This is a genomic window from Nostoc sp. CALU 546 (assembly GCF_048836525.1).
This window is the reverse complement of sequence record NZ_JAWJTF010000231.1, coordinates 1-3429: the sequence shown is the minus strand read 5'-3', so window position 1 is coordinate 3429 and position 3429 is coordinate 1. Positions and strand designations below refer to the sequence as shown.

2 protein-coding genes are annotated in these 3429 nt (G+C 45.1%); one reads left to right on the top strand and one right to left on the bottom strand.

Translation table 11 applies throughout. The features are described 5' to 3' along the window. Positions 1-102: 102 nt before the first annotated feature. Positions 103-2103: a nitrate ABC transporter ATP-binding protein gene (locus RRG12_RS41940; protein ID WP_069073992.1), complete on the bottom strand. Its 2001-nt coding sequence runs from the start codon at positions 2101-2103 to the stop codon at positions 103-105. A gap of 138 nt (positions 2104-2241) precedes the next feature. Between RRG12_RS41940 and RRG12_RS41935 the strand changes: the two genes are divergently transcribed. Then, positions 2242-3429: endonuclease (locus RRG12_RS41935; protein ID WP_420763211.1), on the top strand; the 1188-nt coding region annotated here is incomplete at its 3' end.

Genomic DNA, 3429 nt, shown 5'->3' with positions numbered 1-3429 from the left:
GATAAAAGGTGGATTCATCCAGTTCAAATACTCGTTAACGGAGTTCAGAGGTTCGCGCGTGATGTCCTAGTCCTTCCACTCCCTCTTTCTCTCACGATTTTTTTATGAAGCAAGTCTCCTTCTGGGTGCATCAAGAACAACTTCCGCGACTGAAAAATCACGTTTAATTTTTAAGTTGTTGAGATAAGCGATCGGATCGTCGGCGTTAAAGGGAGTCCCATCGAAGAGTTGGATCGGTTGGCGAATATAGCTAATATCCAAACCTAATTCCCGTGCGGCGGTGCTGAAAACCCGGACTCGACATACCCGTTCCACAACTTCTACCCAATTTCTGGGGAAGGGAGTGTCACCCCAACGCGCCAATTGACTCATAATCCAAATTTGTTCGGTGCGACTGGGGCGGTTAATGGCAGAATCGGAATAAAACTGGAGATGGGCATAGTCCCGCAACGGATGGTCTAAGTCACAGGTGAGACTATCTGGATCTTCGAGTTGAATGTATTCTAAATCAGTGCTGACGTAATCTCGCCCTGCTAAAATTTGGCGAATTTCTTGGGTATTTTCGGGATTCGCACAATACACGCAAGCTTCTAACAAAGCTTTAGTCAAAGCAATATGCGTATTTGGATAATTTTCTGCCCAATCTTCCCGCACACCAAGAACTTTACCGGGGTGTCCCAACCAAACTTCTAAGTCAGTAGCGATGGTAAAGCCGACATTTTCCACAGCAGCGCGGTAGTTCCAAGGTTCACCCACACAGTAACCATCAATGCTTCCGGCTTTGAGGTCGGCTACCATCTGCGCTGGGGGAATGGTCTTCATGTCCACATCGCTATCGGGGTCAATTCCTCCAGCTGCTAGCCAGTAACGCAGTAGCAAGTTGTGCATTGATGCAGCATGTACTACTCCCATTGTGTGCCGTTGTTCGCGGGTGCGAAGCAGGTATCTTTTAAAATCTGATAAGGTTTGTACACCTTGGTCGAGAAAGTCTTTTGCCAAGGTGATGGCGTTACCGTTGCGAGTCATGGTGAGGGCGGTGACAACGGGCAGAGGTTGGTTATTATGCCCTCCCAAAGTTAGCCACATCGGCATCCCTGAAGGCATTTGCGCCGCATCTAAATAACCACCACTTATGCCATCTTCTATACCCCGCCAGCTACTTTCCCGCACGAGGTGAACTTCATCTAAACCATGCTTGACAAAAAAGCCTTTTTCTTTGGCAACTGCTAAGGGGGCGCAAGCTGTTAAAGGTAAAAAGCCAATTTCTAGGTTAACTTTTTCTAACCCATGACGGGCAACGTCGGCAGTTTTCCGCGCCCGAATTTTTTTGATCCGTTTCTGCTGATTGAGGAAGTAAATCATCTCACTTCGCAAGCTGTAGTAGCTGGGATGTTCAACTACTTCCATCCGCTTGCGGGGTCTGGGAATATCCACTTCGAGAATGTCGCCGATTTTAGATTCGGGGCCGTTGGTCAGCATCACAATTCTGTCAGATAACAGCACCGCTTCATCAACATCATGTGTCACCATCACGGCGGTAACTTGATTTTCTTCGCAGATTTGCATCAGTTGTTCTTGCAAATTGCCGCGTGTGAGTGCATCCAACGCACCAAATGGTTCATCTAGCAGCAGTAATTTGGGACGAATTGCTAAGGCGCGGGCGATCGCAACTCGCTGCTTTTGTCCACCTGATAACATTCCCGGCTGTTTGTCAGCATGGGGACGCAAACCGACCATATCGATATGTTTTTCGATAATAGCGTTGCGATCGCTTGCGGATGAACCTTTCATTACCGAGTCCACGGCGAGGGCAATATTTTCTCTTACCGTCCGCCAAGGTAATAACGAATAATTTTGGAACACTACCATCCTGTCTGGGCCAGGTTTGGTGATTCTTTGTCCTTCGAGAGTCACAATACCTTCAGTCGGCAAATCTAAACCCGCAATCATATTTAAGAGAGTGGATTTACCGCAACCGGAGTGACCAATAAGAGAGACAAATTCTCCTTTTTTAATTTGGAGATCGATTCCTTTGAGGGCGATATATTTGCCGCCACCAGTTAATTCAAAAACTTTATCAATTTGGTCAACAGCTACGAACATAAGAGATAGGGGATAGGGGATAGGGGATAGGGAGTAGGGAGTGGCTTTCAAGGGTAGGTATTTAATAAAGGCGTATTTTTGCAGGTAAAATACTATCTAGCTTTTATCAGCAGAATTACTACGGGTGCAGGAGGGTGAATGCAAGTAGGAAAAAGCGAGGAATTAAGAGAATGGACTAGAAAAGTAATTGAAAAAATGCCAAATCTCACAAAACCTCAAGCTGTTGTACTGGCAATGTGGACTTTTGGGATAGTAATGACCCAATCAAGTGGACTGACAACGGTTTCAGTATTTTTAGCAGAACTACTGGGTAAAAAGGAGAATACTATACGTCAGCAACTGCGGGAATGGTATCGAGACGCAGAAGATAAAACAAAAACTGGTCGAACTTCATTGGATGTGACATCTTGTTTTAGTCCACTACTATCTTGGATTCTAAGTCTTTGGCCTAAAGGTGAAAAACGTCTAGCATTGGCAGCAGATGCTTCAACTTTAAGCGATCGCTTTACTGTATTAGCAATTAGCATTGTTTACCGTGGCTGTGGAATTCCAATTGCCTGGAAAATAGTTGAAGCTACCATTCCTGGAAGTTGGAAACCTCACTGGGAAGAATTATTTCGCCATATAGACAAAACTGTACCACCAGATTGGTTTGTAATTGTCACCACAGATAGAGGGCTTTATGCTGAGTGGTTGTATCAACAAATCTTGAACTGTGGTTGGCATCCTTTTATGCGGATTAACCTTCAGGGGCAGTTTCAAATTAAAGGTACTGTTTCTTGGCTACCTCTAAATACTCTTGTTCGAGAAGTTGGTCAGTCATTTGAGTCATTGGTAACTTGTTTCAAAAGTAACCCGATTGAATGTACATTGTTAGCCCGTCATGACGAGGGCTATGCCGAACCTTGGTTAATTCTCACCGATTTACAACCCGAAGTTGCGGATGCTTGTTGGTATTCGATGCGCTCTTGGATTGAATGTCTATTTAAAGACGGTAAAAGAGGTGGTTTTGCTTGGCATCAAACTAAAATGACAGATACCAAACGAGCCGAGAGACATTGGTTAGCGATCGCAATCGCTACTTTATGGCAGGTTAGTGTTGGAGGTGCTATTGATGCCAATTTGCCTATTAGTAGTTTAGACGAATTACCACAAACCCACGTTGCACGACGCAATTTGAAAAATAGTGTCTTCCATCGTTGTCTCTCCTGTTTCCGTCGTGGGTTTTTTGTGGTTAAGGCTGCCTTTCTTAATCGTCTTCCCCTACCTCCAGGTCGCTTTTTCCCTGAACCTTTGCCTTCCTTGCCTCCACCCACTCCCTGTCTT

Coding starts and splice junctions, on each gene's coding strand:
- RRG12_RS41940 (WP_069073992.1), bottom strand. CDS start 2,103: ATGTTCGTAGCTGTTGACCAAATTGATAAAGTTTTTGAATTAACTGGT.